The 7,663-nt window shown below is 51.5% G+C and carries 7 protein-coding genes; 6 read left to right on the plus strand and 1 reads right to left on the minus strand.

Translation table 11 applies throughout. The features are described 5' to 3' along the window. Nucleotides 1-1,320, plus strand: a 1,320-nt coding sequence (locus tag H6F80_RS03810; RefSeq protein WP_190790282.1) for a phospholipid carrier-dependent glycosyltransferase, incomplete at its 5' end; no start/stop codon positions are given. On the opposite strand, the gene trmB is transcribed toward H6F80_RS03810, so the two are convergent. Continuing rightward, nucleotides 1,317-1,955 (minus strand): tRNA (guanosine(46)-N7)-methyltransferase TrmB, encoded by a 639-nt coding sequence (gene trmB, locus H6F80_RS03815; RefSeq protein ID WP_190790283.1) that lies wholly within the window; start codon nucleotides 1,953-1,955, stop codon nucleotides 1,317-1,319. The two genes, H6F80_RS03810 and trmB, sit on opposite strands and share 4 nt — an antisense overlap. Nucleotides 1,956-2,374: 419 nt before the next feature. Between trmB and H6F80_RS03820 the strand changes: the two genes are divergently transcribed. The 5 genes from H6F80_RS03820 to fusA all read left to right on the plus strand — a co-directional run. Next, nucleotides 2,375-3,583: a metallophosphoesterase family protein gene (locus H6F80_RS03820; protein ID WP_190790284.1), complete on the plus strand. Its 1,209-nt coding sequence runs from the start codon at nucleotides 2,375-2,377 to the stop codon at nucleotides 3,581-3,583. Between the two features lie 36 nt (nucleotides 3,584-3,619). Then, nucleotides 3,620-4,057 (plus strand): hypothetical protein, encoded by a 438-nt coding sequence (locus H6F80_RS03825; protein ID WP_190790285.1) that lies wholly within the window; start codon nucleotides 3,620-3,622, stop codon nucleotides 4,055-4,057. A 245-nt stretch (nucleotides 4,058-4,302) separates the two neighbouring features. Beyond that, nucleotides 4,303-4,686, plus strand: coding sequence for a 30S ribosomal protein S12 (gene rpsL / locus H6F80_RS03830; protein WP_190790286.1), 384 nt, complete (start codon nucleotides 4,303-4,305; stop codon nucleotides 4,684-4,686). A gap of 332 nt (nucleotides 4,687-5,018) precedes the next feature. Then, complete coding sequence (rpsG, locus tag H6F80_RS03835) at nucleotides 5,019-5,489, plus strand: 30S ribosomal protein S7 (RefSeq protein ID WP_190790287.1); 471 nt, start codon at nucleotides 5,019-5,021, stop codon at nucleotides 5,487-5,489. A 263-nt stretch (nucleotides 5,490-5,752) separates the two neighbouring features. Continuing rightward, a partial coding sequence (gene fusA / locus H6F80_RS03840; protein WP_190790288.1) for an elongation factor G occupies nucleotides 5,753-7,663 on the plus strand: 1,911 nt, incomplete at its 3' end.

Raw genomic sequence — 7,663 nt, forward strand, 5'->3', positions numbered from 1 at the left:
GCCAAGTTTGCAAGTAACTGGTTGAAGGAAGAAATCATCTTTACCGGACATCCGCCCCTGAGCACCTACATCATTGCTTTTGGCATCTGGCTGGGCGAAAAGCTGCCCTGGAGCGGCGAAGTCAAAAACGGCTTGGCAGGTCTGACGGTTTCTCCGTTTAGCTATCGCTGGCTGAATGCGGTGACTGGAGCTTTCATTCCGCTGATTGGGGCGGCGATCGCCTATCAAATCACCCATCGCCGTAGTTTTGCCCTGATTGCCGGGTTTCTAATGGCGATCGACGGTTTATTTCTGGTCGAGTCTCGCTACGCGCTGAATAATATCTACCTGGTGCTGTTTGGACTGCTGGGACAGTCGGCGTTTCTGGCGGCTCTGCAAACGGAATCGCTCAGACGATGGCTCTGGCTAATTTTTGCAGGCGTTTGGTTTGGCGCAACGGCAGCGATCAAATGGAACGGGCTGGGCTTTCTGCTGGGAATCTACCTGCTTTGGATAGGGGCATGGCTCTGGCAATGGCGATTCCCAACTCAAGGTTTTGCTGAAACGCAGCTTCCTCTGCAAAAGCTAACCCAGCTCCACCTCGGACATTTTTTGATTCCGCTGGCGATCGTCCCCGCGCTTACTTATTACGTAAGCTGGATTCCCTATATGCAGGTCGATGGCTCTGCTCTCAATTTCTGGGAACTTCAGTACCAAACCTATGACTATCACCGTCGTGTTGGCGGTTTAGAGGCGCATCCCTATTGCTCGCTCTGGTTTAGCTGGTTAGTGATGTTTCGTCCGGTTGCCTATTTTTACCAGGTCGGTTCCTCTCCGAACGATCCGGCAGTGATTGCGGGAGTGGCTGCGGTTCCCGGTCAGAGCAACTTTGTCTTTGATGTTCATGCAATGGGAAATCCCCTGCTCTGGTGGTTTTCCACGCTCGCCATTCTGCTCTTTTTGGGTGTGTTTCTGGTTCAGCTTCGGCAAATGATCCGCCCTCAACCGGATGAATCAGGGTCAGCCTTTCGACCTAACTCAACTCGCTGGATCGTTGCCTATCTTGCCCTCAGTTGGGCAGCGAACCTGCTTCCCTGGCTCAGCGTCAAACGCTGCACGTTTCTGTATCACTATATGCCGTCGCTGATATTCGCGATTCTGGCACTCGCCTTTATCCTCGATCGCTGGCTGCAAAGTTCGGTTTACTGGCGGAAAGTAACTGCGCTTGGGGTTTTACTAACGCTGCTGATTGCCTTTATCTTCTGGATGCCGCTCTACCTCGGACTGCCGCTGACCCCTGAAGCGATCGCCCTGCGTCGGTGGTTTCCCTCCTGGATTTAACGACTTGCCCGCTCAAACACAGCACGATAAACAGGTTCTCCTCGCTCCAGGGTCGATCGCTCCCGTTCGGTCTGAATTCCCAGCGGATTCTCTGCTAGCCACTCCTGACTCTGCCGCACAAATGCTGGATGCTCCTGAAACCGATCGCTCATCTCGATCGCCACCGCTTCCACATCCGACTGCAAAAACACTGTTCCCCCTGGAATTAAAAATTTTGCCAGTTCTGCCACAAGTTCTGGCTGCACCACTCGCCGCTTCTGGTGTCGCTTTTTAAACCAAGGATCGGGAAACTGAATGCTGACACGCTGTAAAACGTTTGCCGGTAGGGACTGAAGGAGCGATCGCGCTGAATTATTCGCATTACAAAACAAATAGTGGAGATTCGTCAAACCCACTTCCTCGCGCAGCTTATTTGCCTGGATGACGAGCGGTTCCCTGATTTCGAGTCCTAGAAAATTCCACTGGGGAAACTGCTGCGCCATCTCCAGCACAAACTGACCCCGCGCGCAGCCAATATCCAGATGCAGCGGCTGATTCAGATCCGCATAAACCTTCTCCCACTCAGGCACAGGCGCAGGCTGCTGATACTTATCGCTAAGCGGATTAACATGCTGACGCACTCGAACGGTTGCCACAAATCTACCTCAACGTCTCTCACTACCAACGTCTTTCGCTACCAGCGTCTCACGCTTTCAAAGTCCCCTGGTGTTGAAGGATTTGGGGAGCAATGGAGTACCCTTCACCTCCTCAAATATCCCTCATGCCATACCAGGCTGCGTTCATACCTTTCCTAGCCTAATCGATCGCTGAATCGACCAATGCAATCCGCTCCCTCAGAATGCATGTAATCAACAACCTTATCCGGGCTTCTTGTGAAGCTTCAATTCGGGCTTCTTGTGAAATGATCATCTTGCCTTTTGGAGCGGGGCATTCAAGCAACCGATCCGACAAGCCATCGAGATTCAAATCATTGCAACTCGCACGATATCCCTAATTTTCAAGCTCCCCGTCCAGAAGTTATACTCGCACCAAGCCTTTTAATATTCAAAATTTCATGTCGCTCCGCTTTCGTTTTGGAATTATCAGCGATCCTCACATCGCTTTACCTCACACAATTTGGGATTCGCCCCACCGCTTTCATCTGGTCGAAGTCAGCATTCCGGCGATCGAACAAGTTCTGGATCACCTCACCCAGCTCGACTTAGATTTCCTGCTGCTACCTGGTGATCTGACTCAGCACGGTGAACCGGAAAATCATGCCTGGCTCGCCGATCGCCTTTCGCGGTTGCCGTTTCCTGCCTATGTGATTCCTGGCAATCACGATATTCCTCACGCTTTTGCAACTGATAAATCGATCGGACTCAAAGAGTTTCCCCACTACTACCAGAAATTTGGCTACAGCGATCCCAACCAACCCTACTACACCTGCAAACTGCTGCCCGGAGTGCGGCTGATCGGGCTAAATTCTAATTTCTTCGATGCTGCCGGACAGCAAATAGCCACAGGTCGTTTAGACGACAATCAGTTCGCCTGGCTTCAGCAGGTGTTATCTGAAACAGCAGGCGAATTTGTTCTGGTGATGGTACATCATAATGTCCTGGAGCATCTGCCCGGACAGTCCCAAAACCCGATGGGGCAGCGATATATGCTATCCAACGCGCCGGAACTGCTGGCTCTACTGCGACAGGCAGGCGTACAGCTTTTATTAACCGGGCATCTGCACGTTCAGGATGTCGCGCAGCAAGGAAATCTCTACGAAATTACAACGGGTTCTCTGGTCAGCTATCCCCATCCCTATCGAGTGCTCGAATTCTACCAGGATGATTCCCCTAACGGAGAACTGCAAAGCACGCACGACACCCAGCTCGAAATCCAATCCCATCACATTACATCGGTTCCCGGTTTCCCAGATTTATCTCACACTTCGCGGGAATGGATGGGCGATCGATCGCGCTCCTTTATGCTCAAGCTTCTGACCCAACCTCCTTTGAATTTGCCTCTGGAAGCGGCTGAGCAATACGTACCCTCCCTCAGATATTTTTGGGCAGATATTGCGAAGGGAGACAGTCAATTTTATTTCCCAGAATTTCCACCGCGGCTCAACCGATACTTTGCTCAGTTTGGTGCGATCGCTCCTCAGGAAAGTGGAGAGGTCGAGGGGCAGGCGATCGATAATCAGGCAGTTCTTCTGCTTAAGGGTGGCTTGAATAGTGATATGACTCCTGCATTGCCCTCTCAATCCTCCAATGCTGGGGGACTTTGAAACGAAGCTTGATTGCAAGAGTCAGAGGATACAAATATGCCAGAGGCATGGAGTCGAGAAAAACGTTGGGAAATTGTGCAAAATTTGCTACGGCGGAGCGATTTGCGTGACGAGGCAGAGCAGGCATTCCACCGAGCTTATCCCAATGCACCAGAGGAAATGCTAGCAACAGCTGTCTTTCACACTTACGTCGATGGAATCGGAGCCGCAATAGATTGGCTGGTAGATTTAGAGCAATTTCTTGCTGAACCGGATCGTAAACCTGATATTAGTGCGACCTATCATCTGCTGTATCACCTTTACAACTGGTATCAGTTTCATGAACTGCTTCCAGATGGAAAAACAGGTGTATTAGAACGACTCAAGGAGATCAAGGAATTAGTTGCAGATGGAGAAATAGAGGCAGTTCTTGCCACAGTTGAGGAACTAGAGTCCATGTTTGAAGGCGGTCGAAACTATCCCAATTTTCAGTAAACCGTTATCTTAGAACACAGGAGTACCCAATTGGTCATAAACCAGGTGGTTTCTGATATAGAAGGGTCAGCAATCATTGACCAGAATCGTTGTAGCTAGACTTCTGGCTCGGTTTCCCCCAGAATTGGGGGCGGGCTGGGCGCAAGTCCGATCGGCAGAATAGACAGATTCTCAATAAAACTGATATATTAGTAGACTGTGAAAACTTTAGGAAAATACTCAAGCGGCAAGACCTGCTCTAACTCATGCCAACGATTCAGCAGCTAATCCACACCGAACGCCAGAAAATTACTAAGAAAACCAAGTCCCCAGCTTTGAAGAGCTGCCCTCAGCGTCGTGGCGTCTGCACGAGGGTTTACACGACTACACCCAAAAAGCCGAACTCAGCCCTGCGGAAGGTGGCGCGGGTTCGCCTCACTTCAGGATTTGAAGTTACGGCATATATCCCCGGTATTGGTCACAACTTGCAGGAACACTCGGTTGTTATGATCCGGGGCGGACGGGTTAAAGACCTTCCGGGCGTTCGCTATCACATTATCCGTGGAACGCTGGACACCGCAGGCGTGAAAGACCGCAAGCAGGGTCGATCGAAGTACGGCGCGAAGCGTCCCAAGGCAGCAACTAAGTAGATAGTTCATCTATGTTTCGCTGCGTCTCGTCGCTGTCTGCTGAGCAATCTGAGTTCTGCAAATGCCTGCAGTCTACTGCTCAGCTTTATGCTCTAACTGTTTAACGTTCGACTCTTTAAGCAGTCCTGATTGCCTGGGCTGCTTGAAGCAATGTGTGGGACCATTTCCTGCTCATGCGGCTGAGCGGACAAAAAAACTATTGGGGAGACCAGCCGAAGCGATGCGTTTCCTGTATTTCTTCGGTAAACTGTACTCCCTGTAAAAACCTAAAAACCTGCTGTCCTTAAGGGCGGCTCCGCAATCAAAGTCAAGCAAGATCAAGGTCAAAGCTTATGTCTCGTCGTACAACTGTTCAAAAACGCCCAACTCCGCCCGATCCAGTACATAACAGCCGCCTCGTTAATATGATGGTCGTCCGCCTGATGAGAAGCGGCAAGAAATCCATCTCTTACCGAATTGTTTACGATGCGTTCAAGATTATTCAGGATCGCACCGGTAACGAGCCGCTTGAAGTGTTTGAGCGGGCAATCAAAAATGCCACTCCCTTGGTGGAAGTGAAAGCTCGCCGGGTAGGTGGTGCAACCTATCAGGTTCCGATGGAAGTTCGCTCCGATCGCGGCACGGCACTGGCCCTGCGCTGGCTTACGACCTATTCCCGAGCGCGTCCCGGCAAATCGATGGCAAGCCGTCTGGCAAACGAACTGATGGATGCCGCTAACGAAACAGGCAGCACAATCAAAAAGCGGGAAGAAACCCACCGGATGGCAGAAGCTAACAAAGCGTTCGCCCACTACCGTTACTAAATTTGCTCTGGCGAGATTGCGATCGCAGTCAGGCGAGTGATTTGAACCAGCAGTGTTTCCTGGGGAGTAGGCATCTTGCCCGCCCAGTTCACTAAGCTGAATCACTTGCCGCTTGCGATTGGTGAGGATACCCATCCAATAAGGTTGGAAATCCGCAATCGTGAGAGTTCGCAGAAACTACACAGAGCCAGGGACAAAAGTATAGAATCTTAACAGTGCTTGTCGCCAAGCATAAAGATGCAGCAGAGACTAAGGAGGTAGCTGTGGCACGGACCGTCCCGCTAGAACGGGTGAGAAACATTGGCATTGCCGCGCATATCGACGCGGGTAAAACGACGACAACTGAACGAATTCTGTTTTACTCCGGTGTGGTTCACAAGATGGGTGAGGTTCACGAAGGAACTGCCGTCACCGACTGGATGGAACAGGAACGGGAACGGGGCATCACGATTACGGCTGCTGCAATCAGTACGCAGTGGACTCGTCGCAATCCTGATGATCCAACTCAGCCGATGCCCGGTGAACCCGAATATCGCATTAATATCATCGACACGCCGGGTCACGTAGACTTCACTATCGAAGTCGAGCGATCGATGCGGGTGCTGGACGGTGTAATTACTGTGCTTTGCTCAGTCGGCGGCGTTCAACCCCAGACAGAAACTGTTTGGCGGCAAGCCGATCGCTATAGAGTGCCTCGCTTCATCTTCGTTAATAAGATGGATCGGACGGGCGCGAATTTCTACAAGGTTTACAGCCAGGTAGTCGATCGCCTGCGGGCAAACGCTGTGCCGATTCAACTTCCGATCGGGGCTGAAGACCAGCTGCGCGGCATTGTAGATCTGGTGCGGATGAAGGCATATATCCACACCAACGATCTCGGTACGGATGTTCAAGTCACGGATATCCCGGAAGAGATGCAAGATCTGGTGCAGGAATATCGCACAAAGCTGATCGAATCTGTTGCCGAAACTGACGACAAATTAATCGAAAAGTACCTGGGCGGCGAAGAACTTACCGAAGACGAGATTCGGGCAGGTTTAAGAAAGGGAACTATTGCGGGAACGATCGTCCCCATGCTGTGCGGTTCTGCCTTTAAGAATAAGGGCGTGCAGCTCATGCTGGATGCGGTGATTGACTATCTGCCTGCGCCTTCTGAAGTCCCTCCGATTCAGGGCACCCTGCCCGATGGCAGCGAAGCAGTGCGTCATGCAAACGACAATGAGCCGCTGTCTGCGCTGGCGTTCAAGATCATGGCAGACCCTTACGGTCGCTTGACCTTTGTGCGCGTGTATTCTGGTGTTCTGACGAAGGGCAGCTATGTCTACAATGCAACGAAGGGCAAGAAAGAGCGGATTTCGCGCCTGATCATACTGAAGGCAGACGATCGCCAGGAAGTAGACGAACTGCGGGCAGGCGATCTCGGTGCAGCTCTTGGACTGAAGGACACCTTTACCGGAGACACGATCTGCGACGAGAACTCAACCATCATCCTGGAATCGCTGTTCGTTCCTGAGCCCGTGATCTCGGTTGCAGTTGAGCCGAAGACCAAGCAGGACATGGACAAGCTCTCCAAAGCACTGCAAGCTCTGTCGGAGGAGGATCCCACCTTCCGCGTTACGGTTAATCCCGAAACGAATCAAACCGAGATTGCCGGAATGGGTGAGCTTCACCTGGACATCCTGGTCGATCGAATGAAGCGGGAATACAAGGTTGAGGCAAACATTGGTGCGCCTCAGGTGGCATACCGTGAAACCATTCGTAAACCTGTTCGGACGGAAGGCAAATTCGTGCGTCAGAGCGGCGGTAAGGGTCAGTACGGTCATGTGGTCATTGAGGTCGAACCGGGTAAACCAGGATCGGGCTTTGAATTTGTCTCGAAGGTCGTCGGCGGTGCGATTCCAAAAGAATATGTTGCCCCGGCTGAGCAAGGGATGAAAGAAGCCTGCGAGTCCGGCATCATTGCTGGGTATCCAGTGATTGACTTGAAGGTAAGATTAGTAGATGGGTCGTTCCACGAGGTTGACTCTTCTGAAATGGCTTTCAAGATTGCTGGCTCAATGGCAATCAAGGATGCTGTGATGAAGGCATCGCCTGTTCTGTTAGAGCCTATGATGAAAGTTGAGGTCGAAGTTCCCGAAGACTTCATCGGAAACGTCATTGGCGACCTTAACTCT

The sequence above is a fragment of the Leptolyngbya sp. FACHB-711 genome (assembly GCF_014695615.1).
In the GTDB taxonomy this organism is placed as follows: Bacteria; Cyanobacteriota; Cyanobacteriia; order Elainellales; family Elainellaceae; genus Leptolyngbya_A.